The following is a 777-nucleotide window of genomic DNA, read 5'->3' as shown; positions in this document are numbered from 1 at the left end:
CCCCATCCGTGATAAACGGGTTTTTCTTCATATTAAACGTCGTCGCTGGTTAAATTCCAAGACCGGCCAAACCCAGCAAAAGAATTGATCGCAGTGCGCCACGGGCGTAAAGCGCAATGATTTGTCGATCCAGATCGGCCCCTAAAGTCCACTGCCGCTTCGCCACCATTTCTGGCTCGAAAGTGCCGTTACGGTCGCGGGGTGTGGCCATTTCAACGGGGCTTAAAAACGTTTTGAGCCTATTTTGCACTTTCCCATTCTTGCGATTAGACGTTCCTTCTTCTTGTAGATGGGCTTCTAATTCACCCTCCAAAGTCTGTTCTAAAAATTCCTTGAGCAGCGGTGTTAGAACGCCATCACGGCCTAATAGACTGTCCCCGGCCTTTAAACGAGCAACCGCGCTCTTCTTGAAGGCGTCAAAATCGAACGTTTGCTTTTCCATGATTGTCAGAGGTAAGGTAAAAAATCTCCGTTTTCTTGACTAGTAGCTACCTCACNAGTTTCCATGGACATCAATCCAACCGCCAAGGCCACGACCGAAGAAGTAGCCCACCAGATCAACCAGTTGATGGGGGATGAAGGCGACTCCATCGAAGAGAAAATTGCGATTCGACGGGAGCTCGACACCCTGATCCGGTGGCGCTCATGCCAGTCTACCGTTTACTCCGGTTTGTAAATTGACCGGGCATCCTTATTTTTAATTGCCCCTGATTCAATTTGAACGAGTCAATTAATCCCGGTCAAACAACTACCGTTTTGCGTACGTAGAATAATTGA

General features: G+C 48.3%; 2 protein-coding genes. One reads left to right on the top strand and one right to left on the bottom strand.

Translation table 11 applies throughout. The features are described 5' to 3' along the window. Nucleotides 1-49: 49 nt before the first annotated feature. Nucleotides 50-442 (bottom strand): transposase, encoded by a 393-nt coding sequence (locus FH871_RS31785; RefSeq protein WP_138995320.1) that lies wholly within the window; start codon nt 440-442, stop codon nt 50-52. Nucleotides 443-505: 63 nt separating this feature from the next. Here FH871_RS31785 and FH871_RS33390 point away from each other — a divergent pair, with 63 nt between their 5' ends. Continuing rightward, nucleotides 506-676: a hypothetical protein gene (locus tag FH871_RS33390; protein WP_171063030.1), complete on the top strand. Its 171-nt coding sequence runs from the start codon at nt 506-508 to the stop codon at nt 674-676. Nucleotides 677-777: the final 101 nt, after the last annotated feature.

Origin of the sequence: Larkinella sp. C7, from assembly GCF_006149005.1 — a bacterium.
Taxonomy (GTDB): Bacteria; Bacteroidota; Bacteroidia; order Cytophagales; family Spirosomataceae; genus Larkinella.
The sequence above is the reverse complement of the archived record's forward strand: the minus strand, read 5'-3'. Positions and strand labels throughout refer to the sequence as shown.